This is a genomic window from Pantoea alfalfae (genome assembly GCF_019880205.1).
GTDB classification, from domain to species: domain Bacteria; phylum Pseudomonadota; class Gammaproteobacteria; order Enterobacterales; family Enterobacteriaceae; genus Pantoea; species Pantoea alfalfae.
Window position 1 is genome coordinate 1244991 of sequence record NZ_CP082292.1, and the last position, 18964, is coordinate 1263954.

An 18964-nucleotide genomic window follows, 5' to 3' on the forward strand; every position below is an offset into this window, starting at 1 on the left:
CCTGCCCGCTGCTTCACGTCTGCAGTAACTTCAGCGCCGTGTCCTCATCGGTCACCAGACCCGATACCCAGCCGCCCTGTAAGGCGGCTCGGATCGCCGGGTACTTGCGTTCGCTACCGGCAAAGCCAATGATTTTGCGTTGTGTCTGACTTTCCAGATGCACGCTGGTCAGGAGTTCATCCGTTTCCCCCCACACGCGTTCACCCTGCTGATTGAAAAAGTGACCGAGCATCTCGCCTGCGACGCCACGCGCATTCAGCGCCTCAACCTGCGCATCGGTAATAAATCCCTCGGCGTTCAGTGGACAGCCTGGCATCACTTCGCCAATCCCGACAAAGGCTACGTCTGCCCGTAAGGCGCGTTCGGTGACGCGCTGGTAGACCTTATGCTGCACCCACATCGCTTTATCCTCAGGCGTGTCGGCGTAGAGGGGGGCCGGAATAAAGAAATACTTACCCTGCATCTTTTCGGCCATCTTTAGCGGGACATCATAACGTGTTCCGGAATCATCCCGCGCGATGGCGCCAATCATCGAAACGCAATGATGCTGCGGGCGATCCACCCAGGGTAACGCGTCGATGATAGAGCGTAAGGTTTTACCGGAACCAATACCAAAGACCTGTGGCGCTTCCTCACTGATGAACTGTGCCATCACCGCCGCCCCTTCGACTGCCAGCATTTGCTGAATGGCATCCTCGTTCAGACTGGCCGAGGGCACGACGCGACAGAGATCCAGACCAAACTTCTCCTTGACCTCACGCGCCAGCTGCAGACAGTGCGTGACGGGATGATCGATTTTTACGTTTACCATGCCCATTTCACGAGCACTGGATACCAGACGCTGCGCCACCTGGCGCGATAATCCCAGTGCCTGCGCAATCTCCTGCTGTGTCACGCCCGCAACGTAATACATCCACGCGGCACGCGCGGCCAGCTCCTGCTTTTTCTCTTCTCTGCTCATCACGCTGTTCCGTCGAATTCAGGGAGACATCTTAACGCGAGCCGTGCAAAAAGCGCTAATCGGGCAAAAGCCCAATAAAAGAGCAAAAGCATTATTTGTGACAGAGCTCGCAGAAGGGTCTGCGTGATGAACACTATGCTAACGGCTATCGGGCAAATGCCCCTCATCGTGGCAAATGTTTAATTGAGGCGATTATGACCAATCAATCCGTGTGGATGCATATCGGCGCAGGATCTTTTCATCGGGCACATCAGGCGTGGTATCTGCATCAGTTGCGTAAGCAGGGCGACGAAAGCTGGGGCATCGCGCTGGGCAATATCCGCCAGGACGCCGCGCCGCTGCTTGATCAGCTCGCGCAGCAGCAGGGCGAATATGTGCTGGAAACCGTGACGCCTGAAGGTGAGCGCGACTATGAAACCATCACGTCGCTGCGCAAAATTTTGCCCTGGGACAGCGACATCAGCGCGCTGATTGAGCAGGGCGCGCGTGCGGAAACGCGTGTGATTAGCTTCACCGTGACTGAAGCAGGCTACTACCTGACGCCCGCGTTTACGCTGGATCTCAGTCAGGCGGACGTGAAGGCCGATCTGGGTGGCGATATCCGCACCCTCTACGGCGCACTCAGCCGCATTCTGACAGAGCGAGTTGCCGAGGGCGGGGCACCGGTCACGCTGCTGAACTGCGACAATCTGCGGCACAATGGTGAGCGTTTTCGTGACGCCTTCCTGGCGTTTCTGACTGCCAAAGGCGATACCACGCTGGCCGACTGGGTGCGTGCACAGACCCGTTCACCGAATACCATGGTCGATCGCATAACGCCGCGACCCACCCCGCAGGTGGCCGAACGCGTGCAGGCGGCGACCGGCAAACAGGATGGCGCAGCAGTAATGGCCGAATCTTTTATTCAGTGGGTCATTGAGGATGATTTCATTGCCGGACGCCCGGCACTGGAAAAGGCGGGCGTAGAGCTGGTGGAATCGGTGCTGCCGTGGGAAGAAGCGAAAATTCGCATCCTCAATGCGACCCATGCCGCGATTGCCTGGGCGGGCACGCTGATTGGGCTGAACTATATTGATGAGAGCACCCGTCATCCGGCCATTTATCAACTGGCGCACGACTACGTGACCCAGGATGTCATTCCCTCACTTTCGCCCAGCCCGCTCGATCTGGCGGATTATCGCGATGTGGTGCTGGCCCGCTTCAGTAATCCCTATATTCAGGACACCAATCAGCGCGTCGGTGCCGATGGCTTGTCCAAAATTCCCGGCATGGTGACGCCAACCCTGCAGGCGTGTTACCAGCGCGGCGTGCAGCCGGCCGCAACGGCGGTGATCCCGGCACTCTTCTTCCTGTTTATGCAGCGTTGGGCCAGTGACGACTTACCCTATCCCTATCAGGATGGTGCGCTTCAGGTCGAAACGCTGCGTAAACAGTTTGCCAGCGCCGATCCGCTCCGTGCGTTCCTGAGCGATCGCGCGCTGTTTGCGGAACTGGCGTCCGATAGGGCGTTTCATGAGCTGGTGACGCGCCGGGTGACGAGTCTGCAGCAGTGGCTGAAGCAGCCTGAACTGGCGGCGGTGTAATCATGTATCTCGGTATTGATATCGGTACTTCAGAGCTTAAAGCGCTGATCGTGAACACTCAGGGTGAGATTGTGGCGTCTCAGCACGCCACGCTCAGCGTGCAGCGTCCGCATCCTCACTGGGCAGAACAGGAACCTGAACGCTGGTGGCAAGCCTGCTGTGAGGTTCTGGCGGAATTGCGTCATCAGTTTCCTCAGGCATGGGCTGAGATTCGCGCGATAGGATTGTCCGGTCAGATGCACGGGGCCGTGCTGCTGGATGCCGGGGGCAGGGTGCTGCGTCCATGTATCCTGTGGAACGACACGCGCAGTGCACCGCAGTGTGAAAGGCTACGGAAGAGCAATCCCCGGATAATGGAAATTAGCGGCAATATGATTATGCCCGGCTTTACTTTGCCGAAACTGCACTGGGTCGCGGAACATGAGCCAGAAATCTTCAGCCGCATCAATAAGGTTCTGCTGCCGAAAGATTACCTGCGCTGGCGTCTGACCGGGCGCTTTGTCACTGAGCCTTCGGATGCTGCCGGAACGCTGTGGCTCGACGTGTCACGGCGTGACTGGTCGGACGAACTGCTGGCCATCACCGGATTGAAGCGTTCCCAAATGCCTGAACTGGTGGAAGGCAGTGCAGTAAGTGGACATCTGCAGCCGACACTGGCGAGCGAGTGGGGCTTATCCACCTTAGTCAAGGTTGCAGGAGGCGGCGGGGACAATGCCGCGTCGGCCGTCGGGGTAGGTGCGGTGAACGCCGGGGATGCTTTTATCTCACTGGGGACGTCCGGGGTGATTTTTGTCGTCAATGACCGTTTACAGGCGGACCCGCAATCCGGGGTGCACGCCTTTTGCCATGCGCTACCGGGCCGCTGGCATCAGATGAGTGTGATGCTCAGCGCCGCCAGTTGTCTGCGCTGGCTGTGCAATCTGCTGTCAGTGAGTGAAAGCCAGCTGATGGAGGAGATGGCACAGCTCAGTGATGGACAGCTGCGTAGCGCCCCGATTTTTTTGCCCTATCTCTCCGGGGAGCGCACCCCTCACAACGATCCTGACGCCTCCGGTGCTTTCTTCAATCTGCGGCATGAAATGCCGCGCGCCCTGCTGGGCTATGCGGTGATTGAAGGCGTGGCATTTGGACTGGCTGATGGGGCAGAGGCGCTCGGCGAGGCCCGGCACCACATTCAGCAATACAGCCTCACCGGTGGGGGAGCGCGCAGCACGCTGTGGGCGCAATTGATTGCCGATGTGCTGCAACTGCCGGTTATTACCCACCCGGCCAGCGCCTCTGGCGCGCTGGGGGCGGCACGTCTGGCGTGGCTGGCTGAGGGCGGTGCTGAGCATGAGGTGTGTCTGAAGCCGCCAGTCCAGGCGCGCTATCAACCGAACGACGCTCGCGGAGCCGTGCTGCAACAGCGGCTGCGTCTGTTCCGGGAACTTTACATCCAGCAGCAACAGGTGCGTAACCTGCTGCCTGCATAACGACTAACCAAACAGAAGGTGATTGTGATGCAATCGAACGAATACTGGTTTGGCTTACCGAAAAAGATGTTCTGGGGCTTCCTCGCTATCGCCATCTTTATGGCGGGTGATGGCTTTGAAATGGCGTTTCTGTCGCGCCATATCACCGACATGGGCTTTTCGCCCGCGCAGTCTGCCGTCGTGTTCACCTTCTATGGTCTGGCAGCAGCGCTGGCAGCCTGGGCATCGGGCGTGGTCGCCGAGCTGATCACGCCGCAGCGCGCGATGATGATTGGCTTTGTGCTGTGGATCGTCATGCATGCACTGTTTATGTCGCTTGGGCTTGGGCTGCGTAATTATCCCCTTATGGTGCTGTTTTACGGCATTCGCGGGCTGGCTTATCCGCTGTTTATCTACTCTTTCATGATGATGCTGGTGCAGGTCTTACCGCGCGAGAAACTGGCGGCGGCGACCGGCTGGTTCTGGGCGATGTATTCAATCGGCATTGGCGTGGTGGGCAGCTATCTGCCCAGTCTGACCATTCCGATGCTGGGGGAGACCGGAACGCTGTGGCTGGCCATCATCTGGGTCGCCTGTGGTGGGATTCTTGCCTGGTTCAGCCTGCGCAACGTGCCGGTAGATCGTTCCCGCGTGAATCTGCCGATGCGTGAGAAGATGACAGAGATGTCGCGTGCCGTGACCATCCTGTTCACCAATCAGCATGTCTTTTATGCCTGCCTGATTCGCATCATCAACACGCTGTCGCTGTTTGGTTTCGCCATTATCATGCCACTGCTGTTTGTCGACCGTCTCGGCTTTACCCTTTCTGAATGGCTACAGATCTGGGCGGTGTTCTTCTTTGTTACCATCTTTACGAATATCTTCTGGGGCCTCACCGGTGAGAAGCTAGGCTGGATCCGTCAGGTACGCTGGTTTGGTTGCCTGGGCATGGCTATCTCCAGCCTGACATTCTATTACCTGCCGCTGCATGCGGGGCATAATTTCTGGGTCGCATTAATTCCTGCGGTCATGCTGGGGATCTTTGTTGCCGCGTTTGTGCCGATGACCGCCGTCTTTCCGACGCTGGAGCCGCATCACAAAGGGGCAGCGGTCTCGATTTACAATCTCTCCGCGGGACTCAGTAACTTTGTGGCACCGGCTATCGCCTCCATCATGCTGCCATTTTTCGACATCGTCGGAGTGGTATGGGCCTATACCGCGCTGTATGTGTTCGCTGGCGTGCTGACCTTTATTATCCGCGTGCCACAACCGGGGCACACGCGGGAAGAGAAGGCAATGCAGTCGCGGGTGGCCGGACAGCGTAGCTAATTACCCCTGCGGCGGCCCTGGGCCGCTGCAGGGTTATCCTGCGACATCCTGTAAGGCTTCCTGCAAATCGTACCAGCGGAAGCCGAAACCAGAGGCTTCCAGCCGCTTTGGCAGCACATGCTGTCCTCCCAACACCAGTACCGACGATTCGCCCATCATGAGCTTAATGGCGCTGGCTGGCGTGCGCATAAAGGCCGGACGATGCATCACCCGCCCCAGCGTGGCGGCAAACTGCTCATTACGTACCGCGTAAGGGGCCACCATGTTGAACGGGCCGTGCAGATCCTCATGATCCAGCAGCCAGAGAATCGCGTTGACCATGTCATCGATATGGATCCATGGCATATACTGTTTGCCACTGCCGATCGGCCCGCCCGCGCCAAACTTAAAGGGGAGTTTCATTTTACTGAGTGCGCCGCCTTCACGAGCCAGCACCACGCCGGTGCGTATCAGGCAGACGCGGGTACGTTCACTCGCGGCGCTGAGCGCCAGCTGCTCCCAGCGGGCGCAGAGCTGATGGGTAAACTCATCCTGTCCCTGGTCCTCTTCAGTCAGCACCAGATCGCCGGTATTGCCATAGAAGCCAGTTGCCGAACCAGAAATCAGGACGGCGGGTGGCGTTGCACTGGCATTAATCAGTGAGGCAATCTGCTCGGTGATCTGCCAGCGGCTTTCGCACAGCTGCTGTTTGTGCGGCTCCGTCCAGCGCTTGTCGGCGATGGGTTCTCCCGCCAGATTAATTACCGCATCGATGTTATCCAGATTCGATTGTTGCGCCAGGCCTGACCAGAGTGCGACGTTCTCGCCCAGTTTTTCACGTGCGCTGACCACGTCACGTGTCACCACGCTTATCTGATGCCCCAGCTGTTGCAGGCGCGGGATCAGGTGTCGGCCAATCAGTCCCGTGCCACCGGTAATTAGAATGTGCATGTTGCGGCTCCCTTGATGTTTTTGTTATTTGCACCTTTCAGCATAGAAGAGTCGAGCCATTCCAGAGTGAGTCGCGTCGCGCTTTCTTATTCCGGTGGCAGAGATCGGAGCAGCTCAGCGTTGCCTTCGCAAAAAAAAATCGGTAAACATGATGCAACCCTGACAGCCAATTGAGGTAACCGATGAATTATCCGTCCATCACCCTGTGGTCAGATTCATCATTTTTCAGTCCTTACGCTATGTCTGCCTATGTTGCTCTTACCGAAAAAGGGATCCCATTCCAGCTGAAACGTGTCGATCTGTCGCAGAATCAGCAAAACGCCGCAGCATACCGCGAGCTGTCGCTGACCTGCCGTGTGCCGACTCTCCAGATTGATGACTTCCTGTTAAGCGAATCCTCGGCGATTACGGAATATCTCGAAGAGCGTTTTCCTGCCCCCGAATTTGAACGCCTCTATCCACGTGACCGTGAGAAGCGCGCCCGTGCCAGGGAGATTCAGGCCTGGCTACGCAGTGACTTCCTGTGGATCCGTCAGGAGCGTCCGACAGAAGTGTTGTTTGCTGGTGAGCGTTTTGCGCCACTGACTGCGTCAGCGCAGCAGGCGGTGGATAAACTGGTTACCGCTGTCGATCGTTTGCTGCCTGAGGGGCAACAGAACCTGTTTGGTGAGTGGTCCATCGCGGATACCGATCTGGCAGTAATGCTTAACCGGCTGGTATTACATGGCGATCCTTTGCCCGCCCGTCTGCGGCATTATGCTGAGTTTCAGTGGCAGCGCGCCTCGGTGCAGCTGTGGTTAGCAGAAAGTGGTAAAAATCGGTAACAGCCAGGGCTTGCTCAGGCTGTCGGAAGTGATTACCTTACGCCACATAAAAATAACGACGTGGCAAACTGCGTACACAACTGTACGCCAAACAGGAAAGGGTTACTGATGGTGGATCAAACTGCGGGTGACGGCATCGAGTGGGTCGATATCGTAAACGAAGAGAATGAAGTCGTTGCTCAGGCGACACGTGCGCAGATGCGTGCTCAATGCCTGCGTCACCGCGCTACCTATATTGTGGTTCATGACGGTATGGGTAAGATTCTGGTACAGCGTCGCACCGAGATAAAAGATTTTATGCCGGGCAAACTCGACGCAACCGCGGGCGGCGTGGTGCAGAGCGGTGAAGATATGCTGGAATCTGCGCGACGTGAAGCAGAAGAGGAGTTAGGGATCGCCGCGGTGCCATTTGCTGAACATGGCAAATTCTACTTCGAAGATCAGCACTGTCGTGTCTGGGGCGGTCTGTTCAGTTGTGTGTCACACGGGCCATTCGCCATGCAGGAATCGGAAGTCGATGAGATTATCTGGATGACGCCCGATGAGATCACCGCGCGTTGTGATGAGTTCACCGATGATTCGCTGAAAGCGCTCTCCCTGTGGATGAGCCGCAACGGCGATAACCGGGCCTGAAAACAGGCGCCTTAATTCAGGTTATTCATCTGCATCAGACCGGGCCGCTTTGTTACCGGCGAAAAAAAGGCATGCTCTGGGGCATGCCTTTTTCGTTATGACCAGCCGTTTAGCCTTCAGCCTGCTGAGACTGAATGGCGGTCAGGGCGATGGTGTAGACGATGTCATCCACCAGCGCACCGCGAGACAGGTCATTAACCGGCTTACGCATACCCTGCAGCATCGGTCCGATGGAGATCAGATCGGCTGAACGCTGTACTGCTTTGTAGGTGGTGTTACCGGTGTTGAGATCCGGGAAGATAAACACAGTAGCGCGCCCGGCAACCTGGGAATTCGGCGCTTTAGATTTCGCCACATCTTCCATGATCGCGGCGTCATACTGCAGCGGACCATCGATCACCAGATCAGGACGTTTCTCCTGCGCAATGCGCGTTGCTTCACGCACTTTCTCAACGTCGCTGCCCGCACCTGACGTGCCAGTAGAGTAGGAGATCATCGCAACACGCGGATCGATACCAAAGGCGCTGGCAGAATCAGCTGACTGGATAGCGATCTCAGCCAGCTGCTCAGCGGTCGGATCCGGGTTAATGGCACAATCACCGTAAACCAGCACCTGCTCCGGCAGCAGCATAAAGAACACCGAGGATACCAGTGAGCTGTTAGGCGCGGTTTTGATCAACTGCAGCGGCGGACGAATGGTGTTGGCGGTCGTATGAACCGCACCTGACACCAGGCCATCCACTTCGCCGCTCTCCAGCATCATGGTGCCGAGTACCACGTTATCTTCCAGCTGCTCCTGAGCGACGACTTCGGTCATGCCTTTGCTCTTACGCAGCTCAACCAGACGCGGCACATAGTTTTCACGAACCTGTTCCGGGTCAACAATCTCAACGCCTTTGCCCAGTTCAACACCCTGAGCCGCAGCGACACGCTGAATCTCCTCCGGGTTACCTAACAGTACGCAGGTGGCGATGCCGCGTTCAGCACAGATAGCAGCCGCTTTAACCGTACGCGGCTCATCACCCTCTGGCAGCACCACGCGTTTGCCCGCTTTACGCGCCAGCTCGGTAAGCTGATAACGGAAGGCGGGTGGTGACAGGCGACGGCTGCGTTCAGATGTGGCGGTCAGTGACTCAATCCACTCTGCATTAATGTAGCTGGCGACATATTCCTGCACTTTCTCGATGCGCTGCGTGTCATCAGCAGGCACTTCAAGATTAAAGCTCTGCAGGCTCAGTGAGGTCTGCCAGGTATTGGTTTTCACCATAAACACCGGCAGGCCGGTCTGGAAGGCGCGGTCGCAGAGACGGGCAATGCGATCGTCAATCTCGTAGTTACCGGTCAGCAGGATTGCGCCAATCTCAATGCCGTTCATCGCGGCCAGACAGGCGGCGACCAGCACATCCGGACGGTCAGCAGAAGTCACCAGCAGTGAGCCAGGACGAAAATGCTCCAGCATGTGCGGAATACTGCGGGCGCAGAAGGTAACAGATTTAACCCGGCGAGTCTGAATCTCACCTTCATTGATGATGCGAGCATCCAGGTGGCGGCACATATCGATCGCGCGGGTAGCAATCAGATCAAAGCTCCACGGCACGCAGCCCAGCACCGGCAGCGGACTGTCTGAGAACAGTTGCTTAGGATCGATATTGGCAATACTGGCTTTTGATGAGTCATCAAAGATTTCTGACAGGTCAGGGCGGGTACGTCCCTGATCGTCAACCGGTGCGTTGAGTTTGTTGATGATCACGCCAGTGATATTTTTGTTCTTCTGACCGCCGAAGCTGCTTTGCGTCAGTTCAATGCGCTCTTTCAGCTGTGCCGGAGAGTCATTGCCCAGCGCCATCACGAAGACGATTTCCGCGTTCAGGGTTTTCGCGATTTCATAGTTCAGCGCGTTGGCGAACTGATGCTTACGGGTTGGAACCAGACCTTCAACCAGCACCACTTCCGCATCCTGGGTGTTGGCATGGTAACGGGAGATGATCTCTTCCATCAGCACATCCTGCTGGTTGGAGCCCAGCAGTGACTCAACACGCGACATCTGCAGCGGTTCTGCGGCAGGAATCGAGGAGTTCTTACGGATGATGGTGGTGGTTTGATCCGGGGTGTCGCCGCCAGCACGTGGCTGAGCAATTGGCTTAAAGACGCTAAGGCGAACGCCTTTACGTTCCATGGCGCGAATAACGCCAAGGCTGACGCTGGTCAGGCCGACGCTGGTGCCGGTCGGAATGAGCATAATTGTACGTGACACGTTTGAACCTCTCAGTAGTGGCAGGGTGTCAAAAACAACTCCGTCAGCCTGAGCTGACGGAGAGAAGTATTTTACGCAGTCAGACGCGCGGCGTCCTGGGCAATGACCAGCTCTTCGTTGGTCGGAATGACCAGCGCCGGGCGGGTGCCTTCTTTATTGATGTAACCTGACTTGCCGAAACGGGCCGCCAGGTTGCGCTCGTGGTCGACGTCGAAGCCCAGCAGTGCCAGTTTTTTCAGTGAAAGCTCACGGACCATCGCGGCGTTTTCACCGATGCCGCCAGTGAACACGACGGCGTCAAGACGGCCATCCATCAGCGCGGTGTAGCTGCCGATATATTTCGCCAGGCGATGACAGAAGACATCCATTGCGCGCTTCGCATCTTCTTTGGTGGTGTAGTTGTCTTCTACGTAGCGGCAGTCGCTGGTGACTTCGGTCAGACCTAACAGGCCTGACTCTTTGGTCAGCAGTTTATTGATGGCGTCAACGCTCATACCCAACGTATCGTGCAGGAAGAAGATGATCGCGGGATCGATGTCGCCACTGCGGGTTCCCATCACCAGACCTTCCAGCGGAGTCAGACCCATTGAGGTGTCTACGCACTCGCCGTTACGAATGGCAGAAACTGAACCACCATTACCGAGGTGACAGGTGATAATGTTCAGGGACTCAAGCGGCTTATTAAGCATTTTGGCGGCTTCGTGAGTCACATAGAAATGGCTGGTGCCATGCGCGCCATAGCGACGAACGCCATGCTCTTTATATAATTTGTACGGTAGCGCATAGAGATAAGACTCTTCCGGCATTGTCTGATGGAAAGCGGTGTCGAATACCGCGACATTCTTATCTGACAGGTGCGGGAAGTTTTTCATCGCTTCATCAATACCGATCAGATGAGCCGGATTGTGCAGCGGTGCAAAAGAGGAGGCGTCTTTGATGCCCTGTACCACGTCTTCAGTGATGATGACTGACTGCGTCAGCTTCTCGCCGCCATGTACGATACGATGGCCGATTGCAGCAATTTGTGCCGAAAGCTCAGGTTTTTGTGCCAGAATGGTTTTAACGATAAAGTTCAGCGCTTCGCTGTGCGCTGCGCCAGCACCCAGAGGCGCTTCCTGTTTTTCGCCTTCCAGCTTCCATTTGATGCGGGCTTCAGGAAGATGGAAACATTCCGCCAGGCCTGACAGGAACTCTTCACCGCTGGCAGGGTTAAGGATGGCAAACTTGAGGGAAGAGCTGCCACAGTTCAGAACCAGAACTAACTTACTCGACATGGAAGTACCTATTTTTTGAGAGTGGCTAAATATAACGCAATCAGACTATCAGCGTAGCCCATGAAAGCTGGTAGATTAATGACAAACATCATGCGGTAGACAGAAATTCTCAATTCCGCAAAAAATTTTAGCAATCTTACGTGAAAATTTTAAGATTGCCTTGTCGAAATATGGCTCAGGCCTCTTCCCAAAGGCGCATTCCGCTCCCGGAGAGGTTTAAAACGGCGTCAGAATAGCCGGAGTCCTCTTTAAAGACAAAAATAATTGAAGGTTGTTACGTAAAGTTGTGTCTTTATAACTATTTTTTAATCTTTGCAGCATTAGTTGAGGTGAGCCATGGCGAATGAATCTGGCAGTACCAATTGGTTTCGGATGTTTCAGCGCGGCCAACACTATATGAAGACCTGGCCCGCTGATAAGCGCCTGGCCCCGGTGTTCCCGGAAAACCGCGTTTCATCGGCAACGCGTTTCGCCATTCGCTTTATGCCACCTCTGGCGATTTTTACGCTGACCTGGCAGATCGCGATGGGCGGTCAGTTAGGTCCGGCAGTAGCAACGGCGCTGTTTGCCTGCAGCCTGCCGATGCAGGGACTGTGGTGGCTGGGTAAGCGTTCAGTAACGCCGCTACCGCCTACGCTGCTTAACTGGTTTCATGAAGTGCGTGCCCGGCTGGAAGAAGCGGGGCAGGCGATAGCACCGGTAGAAGGCAAGCCGACTTATCAGGCACTGGCCGATCTGCTTAAGCGGGCGTTTAAACAACTCGACCGCACCTTCCTCGACGATCTCTGACCCATCCTGGGCTGGCGGTAAAATAGTTACCGCTAACCTGCGGCTAAATCAAAGAAAGGCGATACGGCGATTCCCGTGTTGCTAACGCTGTGCAATCATTTCTCCATTGTCGATTAACTGAGCGGTCTCTGACCGGGAGTAAATGATGGAAATGACCCATGCGCAGCGTCTGATTCTTACCAACCAGTACAAAATCATGGCCATGCTTGAGCCGGAAAACGCTGAACGTTTTCGCCGTTACCAGACCATTATCGAACGCGGTTACGCGCTGCAGATGCGCGAGCTGGATAAAGAGTTTGGCGAACTGAGTGAAGCGATCTGCCGGACAGTGATCGACATAATGGAGATGCATCACGCACTGCACGTCTCCTGGTCGAATCTTAAAGAGAAAAGTCAGATTGAGGAGCGCCGTCTCGCCTTTCTGGGCTTTGATGCGGCAACAGAAGCACGCCTGCTGGGCTACGTCCGTTTTATGGTCAATACCGAAGGGCGTTATACCCACTTCGATTCCGGTACACACGGTTTTAACGCGCAGACCCCGATGTGGGAAAAGTATCAACGGATGTTAGCTTTGTGGCAGACTTGTCCGCGCCAGTACCATTTAAGTGCAAACGAAATTGCGCAAGTGATTAATGCCTGATGAGGAGAAGCGCGTGACCTACAGAGGTTTTCTATTTGATTTAGACGGCACGCTGGTAGATTCACTGCCAGCGGTTGAACGAGCCTGGAGCCAGTGGGGTGCCCGTCATGGTATCGCCGCTGATGAGATCCTGGATTTCATCCATGGCAAACAGGCGATTACCTCTCTGCGTCATTTCATGGCAGGCCAGTCGGAAGAGGCTATCCAGGCAGAGTTTGTCGCGCTGGAGCAGGCTGAAGCGGCAGACACCGACGGTGTGCAGGCGCTGCCAGGCGCCCATGCGCTGCTGAACCGGCTGAATGAGTTGCAGATTCCCTGGGCGATAGTCACCTCTGGCTCGGTGCCGGTCGCTCATGCCCGTCACAAAGCGGCAGGATTACCGAAGCCCGCCGTGTTCATTACCGCTGAGCAGGTCGCTAAAGGCAAACCTGAGCCCGATCCTTACCTGCTTGGTGCGGAGAAGCTGGGGTTAGCGGCGACGTCATGTGTGGTGGCAGAAGATGCACCCGCGGGTATTTTATCCGGCCTGAACGCGGGTTGTGCGGTGATTGCCATCAATGCCCCGGCGGAGACACCGCGGCTGGATGACGTGGCGCTTCGGCTCGACTCACTGGCGTCTCTGGTTGTCACCCGCGAGTCTGACGGCAGCTTTACCTTCAGCCAGCAGGCTTAAAGATTTGCCCGGCGGCCAGGCCGTCGGGTTTACAGTGGCGTATCCTGCGAAATTTCATCCAGCGACAGGCTGAAACTCGGAATAAACACCTCAACGAAGTAATCCATCTCCGGCGAACGCCGCTGCGCTAACGTCTTTTCCAGTCGCGCTTTGGCCAGTAAAAATTCGTTATTTCCGGCAGACAACTCCTCAAGACACTTAACGTAGGCGCAGAGTGCATCCGCCTGTTTTACAACGGCCTGCTCCTCTTCACTGTGCAGATGCTCATCAATCAGCGGGCGATAGATTGCCTGAAACTCTTCCGGCAGCATCTCAATCAGCTTCTGCTGGGCAATCTTCTCGATTTTCTTATATTCGTGGGCAATCTGTGCGTTGTAATACTTAACCGGAGTGGGTAAATCGCCGGTGAGCACTTCGCTGGCGTCATGATAAAGCGCCAGCATGGCGATGCGGTCGGCATTAAGCGAGCCGCCAAATTTAAGATTTTTGATGACGGCCAGCGCGTGCGCCACCATGGCGACCTGCAGACTGTGTTCAGAAACATTCTCGGTACGCACATTGCGCATCAGTGGCCAGCGGTTGATCAGCTTAAGACGGGAGAGGTGAGCAAAGAAGTGGCTTTGTGTCATGAGCGTTCCTGTTAGCAGGCAGGGGAGAGACAGGCTCTCCCCAAATAGCATCAGTATACGCGGGCGTGATTACTGGCGATAGCCTTGCAGGAAGCGACCAAATTTATTAATCGCCATCTCCAGATCATCCACACGAGGCAGCGTAACAATGCGCAGGTGATCGGGCCATGGCCAGTTGAACGCGCTACCCTGTACCAGCAGCACCTTCTCCTGAAGGAGAAAATCCAGCACCATTTTTTGATCGTCAAAGATATTAAATTTTTTGGCGTCAATTTTTGGGAACATGTAGAGCGCGCCCTGCGGCTTCACACAGCTGACGCCGGGAATATCGTTGATCAATTCCCAGGCACGCTGGCGCTGCTCATAAAGACGACCGCCAGGCATGATAAATTCGCTGATGCTCTGGTAGCCGCCGAGCGCTGTCTGGATGGCATGCTGGGCCGGTACGTTGGCACACAGGCGCATAGACGCCAGCATCTCCAGCCCTTCAATGTAGCCTTTCGCATGTTTCTTCGGCCCGTTGAGTACCATCCAGCCCTGACGGAAGCCGGCTACACGATAGGTTTTAGACAGGCCATTGAAGGTCACGGTCAGCAGATCCGGGGCCAGGGCAGCGATGCAGTGGTGCTGTGCCTCGTCGTAAAGGATCTTGTCGTAGATCTCATCAGCAAAGATGATCAGGTTATGCTGACGCGCAATTTCAACCACCTCTAACAGCAGTTCTTTGCTGTAGACCGCGCCGGTCGGGTTATTCGGGTTGATAATTACAATACCGCGGGTACGGGGTGTTATCTTGCTGCGGATATCATCCAGGTCAGGGAACCAGCCTGCTGACTCATCACACAGATAGTGCACCGCTTTTCCGCTGGAGAGGGAAACCGCAGCCGTCCACAACGGATAGTCAGGTGCTGGCACCAGCATTTCGTCGCCGCTGTTCAGTAACGCCTGCATCGCCTGGACAATGAGTTCTGAAACGCCGTTGCCAATGTAGATATCTTCTACCGTGACATCACGCATGTCGCGCGCCTGATAGTGCTGCATGATCGCTTTACGGGCGGAATAGAGCCCCTTGGAGTCGCAATAGCCCTGAGCGCTGGGAAGATTACGAATTACATCGACCAGAATCTCGTCCGGTGCTTCGAAACCGAACGGCGCCGGATTACCGATGTTCAGTTTAAGAACTTTATTGCCTTCTTCTTCGAGGCGCTTCGCCTCTTTCAGGACCGGGCCACGGATGTCATAGCAGACGTTATCGAGTTTTCCGGATTTATCTATTTGAAAAGTCATTGTTACCGCCTTAACGGGCAGAATCCTTTTTGGCTGCCACTGAAATCGAACCAGCACAATGTACTCTCCTGCCGGTCACAAATGAAGGGTGCCGCCCCGTTTTGGCGGGTTCGACAACTTTTTAGACGGTGAGTAGCGTAAAAAAGATTTAACAAGGCGTGAGATGGTTGATAAAACCAAAAATGATGTATATAGAAATATTTTAAACTATCTAAAGGGGTGCTGAGACAACATAAGGCTCTGGTATTGTGAAATGAAATATGAACGTTATGTAAAGGACGCTTTTCTTTGCACCTGAAATATACACCCAGGTAAATAGTTAAAGGATATTTTATAAATGTTCACTTTGTGGACAATTTTATGACGCGTGCAACGTCTACGCCTTAACACTGCTTAAGAGTTGCCTGTTTAAGGCCTTGTGATCGCCGGAAAATTACCAAATGACGAGGCGTTTCTGGCACGCATTTATCAGGATTGTGAGCAGTACTTAACACTTCTTCACTAAATTTCGGAACGCTGAAGGCTTAAAAAGTGATCAATAATGTGGCATAAGGGTCCGGAAATGCCTTTAGCACAAAATTTACAGCGCTTTTCACAAAATCATTTCCATTTTGAAGTCAAAAATGATTAAGTATAATTTATTATTTAATACACATGGCCGCTTCGTCTTACTGGCCTGAAAAGTGCGATTTTTATCCCGCCCGATTATTTCTGGTGGGAATAAGACAACTACGCAGCTTCCTGCATTTGCGCACCCCAGCGCCATCGGTTCAGAAGTTGTATCTGTCTTGAAAAGTACTATGGATTGAAAAGCGCTATGGCCCTTTCAGGGGAGTCAACAGTGCAGGATCCACATAAATTTTTTTTGTGTCAGTCTTCACACAGGACTGTCATTAAGCACCATTACTGCTTATCACTTTGATAAGCTTGTAATAACACCAGGGTAGTAGTTCGTAAAAATCTTATAAGTGAAGAAAAAACATGACTAATGCAAATCGTCCGATACTTAATCTCGACCTCGATCTGCTGAGAACTTTCGTTGCCGTTGCGGATTTGAATACCTTTGCAGCGGCCGCTGCAGCGGTCTGCAGAACGCAGTCAGCAGTCAGTCAGCAAATGCAGCGTCTGGAACAATTGGTAGGTAAAGAGCTGTTTGCCAGACATGGACGTAACAAGCTGTTAACAGAGCACGGTATCCAGCTTTTAGGCTATGCGAGAAAAATTCTTCGTTTTAACGACGAAGCCTGCACATCTCTGATGTACAGTAACATTCAGGGCGTGCTGACCATTGGTGCCTCTGATGATACCTCTGACACTATTCTGCCTTTCCTGTTAAACCGGGTAACCTCGGTTTATCCGAAACTGGCAATCGATGTGCGGGTTAAACGTAATCCATTTATGATGGAAATGCTCAATCAGGGTGAAGTGGACCTGGTCGTGACCACCTCCAGCCCGGGCAACTTTACCTATCAGGTCCTGCGTACCTCACCTACGTTGTGGTACTGCGCAGCGGATTATATTTTCCAGCGCGGCGAAGCCATTCCATTGGTGCTGCTGGATGAGCCAAGTCCTTACCGCGATATGGCAATTGATCATCTCAATGAAGCGGGTATCCCGTGGCGTATCTCTTATGTCGCTTCCACACTGGCTGCAGTACGTGCCGCGGTGAAAGCGGGGCTGGGCGTAACTGCGCGTCCGGTAGAGATGATGAGCCCGGAACTGCGCGTGATGGGTGCGGCGGAAGGGCTGCCGGTTCTGCCAGATACGCAATATCTGCTGTGCCGCAATCCTGACAGCGATAATGAGCTGGCGCTGGCAATCTTCAACGCCATGCAGTCCACCAATGATCCTTATAACCTGAGCAACAATCCAGATGGTACATTGCTGCTGGATGACGAAGAGTAATTTCGCTAACGTGTTGTACTCAACACTGGCGTGATTGCCTTAACAAACGTTTATACATAGGCCTCTCTTTTCCTGAACAGAATGAGAGGCTTTTTTATTTCTGACACTCTTCAGACTTTTCCCACCTGCCACTCTGCCTGATGTAAAACCCTCACTACATTTCACTCACTAACGAACTGAAACTTGCCAACCGACTAAATGAACCATTTTTTCCGGATTGCAGCTTGAGGTGAAGAAATTTAACGCAAAAAGGGCAGAACTGTGTTCTGGATCAAGAAAATACCCCTGATAAGGGGAAGGAAAACAGAGTCATACCTGTCAAAATATGTTTGTTAAATGCACGATCCATGCATGTGAATACCCGCTACACTAAAATTAACCCTACAGACTGAAGCGATTTAGCTGGAAAGCGGGGCATCATTTGTTAATAATATGATGCAGGTGTGAAATAATGTTTGGATACTTTTGTCAAAGTTGACAAAAGGTTATAGAAAGGAGTAAAAACCCCATAAAATGGCTGCCTATTACCTGATAACAGCAACATTTAAAAGGTTTTTACCCTTCCCTTGAATCGATGTGGTCAGTTTGCTGCGGGAAACGCGTGCAGGATGCCAGCGCCACTTTTGATGAGTAAGCAATGAGTATGTCAACTACCACCGAAATCATCGCTCAGCACTGGGCGTTTATCGTATTTATCGTTATTGCCTTTGGCCTGTGTGCTTTCATGCTGACCGGAGGATGGCTGCTTGGCGGCAGAGCGCGCGCCCGCTACAAAGACACGCCATTCGAATCGGGCATCGAATCCGTTGGTGATACCCATATCCGTCTCTCGGCGAAATTTTATCTGGTTGCGATGTTTTTCGTCATTTTCGACGTCGAAGCCCTCTTTTTATACGCATGGGCGACTTCAATCCGTGAAAGCGGTTGGATCGGCTTTGTGGAAGCCGCAATTTTCATTTTGGTGCTCCTGGCGGGTCTGGTCTATCTGGTACGCATTGGCGCACTGGACTGGGCGCCAGCTCGCCGTCGCGTGGTGGTGAAAACCACTACGGTCAGCCACACCAATCCTCATAAGCAGTAAAAGAGAGGCAATAAGATGGACTATACGCTCACCCGCATAGACCCGAACGGTGGTGAGAACGACCGTTATCCTCTGCAAAAGCAGGAAATCGTCAGCGATCCGCTGGAGCAGCACGTTCATCGCAGCGTTTATATGGGCAAACTCGAAAATGCCCTGCATGACATGGTGAACTGGGGACGTAAAAACTCCCTCTGGCCTTATAACTTTGGCCTGTCATGTTGTTACGTAGAGATGACAACATCGTTTACCGCGGTCCACGACGTGGCGCGTTTTGGTGCTGAAGTTATGCGTGCCTCGCCACGTCAGGCGGATTTCATGGTTATTGCCGGTACGCCATTTACTAAAATGGCTCCGGTTATTCAGCGTTTATACGATCAGATGCTGGAACCAAAATGGGTGATCTCCATGGGTGCCTGCGCCAACTCGGGCGGTATGTATGACATCTATTCGGTGGTGCAGGGCGTCGATAAATTCCTGCCGGTCGATGTTTACATTCCTGGCTGCCCGCCACGTCCTGAAGCCTACATGCAGGCACTGCTGCTGCTGCAGGAATCGATCGGCAAAGAGCGCCGTCCGCTTTCATGGGTTGTCGGCGATCAAGGCGTTTACCGCGCCAATATGCCTTCAGAGCGTGAAAGAAAACGCGGCGAGCGCATCGCAGTCACAAATCTGCGCAGCCCGGACGAAGTTTAAAACCGTATGGATGGAAAACAGCGCCTGC

General features: G+C 54.1%; 17 protein-coding genes. 11 read left to right on the plus strand and 6 right to left on the minus strand.

Annotation, left to right across the window (positions count from 1 at the left end; all coding sequences use genetic code 11):
* Positions 1 to 13: 13 nt before the first annotated feature.
* Positions 14 to 961, minus strand: a complete 948-nt coding sequence (locus tag K6R05_RS05985; RefSeq protein WP_161733385.1) for a sugar-binding transcriptional regulator — start codon at positions 959 to 961, stop codon at positions 14 to 16.
* A 194-nt stretch (positions 962 to 1155) separates the two neighbouring features.
* On the opposite strand from K6R05_RS05985, the gene dalD reads away from it, so the two are divergent.
* Genes dalD through K6R05_RS06000 form a run of 3 tightly spaced genes read left to right on the plus strand, consistent with a single transcriptional unit; the run spans position 1156 to position 5324 of the window.
* Positions 1156 to 2544, plus strand: a complete 1389-nt coding sequence (dalD, locus tag K6R05_RS05990; protein ID WP_222925188.1) for a D-arabinitol 4-dehydrogenase — start codon at positions 1156 to 1158, stop codon at positions 2542 to 2544.
* A gap of 2 nt (positions 2545 to 2546) precedes the next feature.
* Positions 2547 to 4016 carry a xylulokinase gene (gene xylB / locus K6R05_RS05995; protein WP_222925189.1) on the plus strand — a complete coding sequence of 490 codons (1470 nt, stop codon included), beginning with the start codon at positions 2547 to 2549 and terminating at the stop codon, positions 4014 to 4016.
* A 27-nt stretch (positions 4017 to 4043) separates the two neighbouring features.
* A complete protein-coding gene (locus K6R05_RS06000) occupies positions 4044 to 5324 on the plus strand; it encodes an MFS transporter (RefSeq protein WP_161733380.1) in 1281 nt (426 codons plus the stop codon).
* A gap of 33 nt (positions 5325 to 5357) precedes the next feature.
* On the opposite strand, the gene K6R05_RS06005 is transcribed toward K6R05_RS06000, so the two are convergent.
* Entirely contained in the window at positions 5358 to 6254 is an 897-nt protein-coding gene (locus K6R05_RS06005) for a TIGR01777 family oxidoreductase (protein WP_161733378.1), read from the minus strand.
* 182 nt (positions 6255 to 6436) lie between these two features.
* Between K6R05_RS06005 and yfcF the strand changes: the two genes are divergently transcribed.
* Together yfcF and yfcD are read left to right on the plus strand one after the other, a co-directional pair.
* Positions 6437 to 7078, plus strand: coding sequence for a glutathione transferase (yfcF, locus tag K6R05_RS06010; protein WP_161733376.1), 642 nt, complete (start codon positions 6437 to 6439; stop codon positions 7076 to 7078).
* 108 nt (positions 7079 to 7186) lie between these two features.
* Positions 7187 to 7711 carry an NUDIX hydrolase YfcD gene (gene yfcD, locus K6R05_RS06015; RefSeq protein WP_003854255.1) on the plus strand — a complete coding sequence of 175 codons (525 nt, stop codon included), beginning with the start codon at positions 7187 to 7189 and terminating at the stop codon, positions 7709 to 7711.
* Positions 7712 to 7820: 109 nt separating this feature from the next.
* Here yfcD and pta read toward each other — a convergent pair whose 3' ends face one another.
* Complete coding sequence (gene pta, locus K6R05_RS06020; protein WP_033733375.1) at positions 7821 to 9950, minus strand: phosphate acetyltransferase; 2130 nt, start codon at positions 9948 to 9950, stop codon at positions 7821 to 7823.
* 86 nt (positions 9951 to 10036) lie between these two features.
* Positions 10037 to 11239, minus strand: a complete 1203-nt coding sequence (ackA, locus tag K6R05_RS06025) for an acetate kinase (protein WP_033733374.1) — start codon at positions 11237 to 11239, stop codon at positions 10037 to 10039.
* 336 nt (positions 11240 to 11575) lie between these two features.
* Here ackA and yfbV point away from each other — a divergent pair, with 336 nt between their 5' ends.
* The 3 genes from yfbV to K6R05_RS06040 all read left to right on the plus strand — a co-directional run bounded on the left by yfbV (position 11576) and on the right by K6R05_RS06040 (position 13341).
* A complete protein-coding gene (gene yfbV, locus K6R05_RS06030) occupies positions 11576 to 12028 on the plus strand; it encodes a terminus macrodomain insulation protein YfbV (RefSeq protein ID WP_161733374.1) in 453 nt (150 codons plus the stop codon).
* 145 nt (positions 12029 to 12173) lie between these two features.
* Complete coding sequence (locus K6R05_RS06035) at positions 12174 to 12668, plus strand: YfbU family protein (RefSeq protein WP_222925461.1); 495 nt, start codon at positions 12174 to 12176, stop codon at positions 12666 to 12668.
* 13 nt (positions 12669 to 12681) lie between these two features.
* Positions 12682 to 13341: a sugar phosphatase gene (locus tag K6R05_RS06040; protein WP_161733372.1), complete on the plus strand. Its 660-nt coding sequence runs from the start codon at positions 12682 to 12684 to the stop codon at positions 13339 to 13341.
* Between the two features lie 29 nt (positions 13342 to 13370).
* On the opposite strand, the gene yfbR is transcribed toward K6R05_RS06040, so the two are convergent.
* Positions 13371 to 13970: a 5'-deoxynucleotidase gene (gene yfbR / locus K6R05_RS06045; RefSeq protein ID WP_222925190.1), complete on the minus strand. Its 600-nt coding sequence runs from the start codon at positions 13968 to 13970 to the stop codon at positions 13371 to 13373.
* Between the two features lie 69 nt (positions 13971 to 14039).
* Positions 14040 to 15257, minus strand: a complete 1218-nt coding sequence (locus K6R05_RS06050; RefSeq protein WP_033733369.1) for a pyridoxal phosphate-dependent aminotransferase — start codon at positions 15255 to 15257, stop codon at positions 14040 to 14042.
* A 981-nt stretch (positions 15258 to 16238) separates the two neighbouring features.
* On the opposite strand from K6R05_RS06050, the gene lrhA reads away from it, so the two are divergent.
* From lrhA to K6R05_RS06065, 3 genes are all read left to right on the plus strand, one after another.
* Complete coding sequence (lrhA, locus tag K6R05_RS06055) at positions 16239 to 17162, plus strand: transcriptional regulator LrhA (RefSeq protein WP_013358575.1); 924 nt, start codon at positions 16239 to 16241, stop codon at positions 17160 to 17162.
* 637 nt (positions 17163 to 17799) lie between these two features.
* Positions 17800 to 18243: an NADH-quinone oxidoreductase subunit A gene (locus K6R05_RS06060; RefSeq protein ID WP_010258058.1), complete on the plus strand. Its 444-nt coding sequence runs from the start codon at positions 17800 to 17802 to the stop codon at positions 18241 to 18243.
* A 15-nt stretch (positions 18244 to 18258) separates the two neighbouring features.
* Positions 18259 to 18936: a NuoB/complex I 20 kDa subunit family protein gene (locus tag K6R05_RS06065; protein ID WP_003854245.1), complete on the plus strand. Its 678-nt coding sequence runs from the start codon at positions 18259 to 18261 to the stop codon at positions 18934 to 18936.
* Positions 18937 to 18964: the final 28 nt, after the last annotated feature.